This window comes from Gilvimarinus sp. 1_MG-2023 (assembly GCF_030548285.1).
This window is the reverse complement of record NZ_JAUOSC010000281.1, coordinates 1-389: the sequence shown is the minus strand read 5'-3', so window position 1 is coordinate 389 and position 389 is coordinate 1. Positions and strand designations below refer to the sequence as shown.

The following is a 389-nucleotide window of genomic DNA, read 5'->3' as shown; positions in this document are numbered from 1 at the left end:
ATCTATGACCGCGCAGCACTGGTGGCGTTACCGCCGGCGTTGCGCCAGCGTTACAGTGAGCACCTGCGTCAGTTGACGGATACGGCCAGGCAGTTACTGGTGAGCTACGAATACGATCAGGAAAAAAGAAAAGGCCCGCCATTCTCTGTGCCTCGTGCAGAACTGCATCAGCATTACGACCAGGATTATCGACTGCTGTTGCTGGAAACCGAAGAGATTGACGGCGTTATGAAAAACCGGCTGAGTGCAACAGAGTCTGTGTGGATATTACAGCCCCTGTCTTGATCCGCGGTGTTCTGACCACTGGCTATAACTGGCTCTGGCTACATTACATTGAGAGTGCAGGTGGGTTAGGCTCAGGCAGGAGTGTCGGATAACAGGTCATACAC

General features: G+C 53.2%; 1 pseudogene. It reads left to right on the top strand.

The features are described 5' to 3' along the window. Positions 1 to 285: pseudogene (locus tag Q4563_RS16795) on the top strand (thiopurine S-methyltransferase); the annotation flags it as partial. Between the last annotated feature and the right edge of the window lie 104 nt (positions 286 to 389).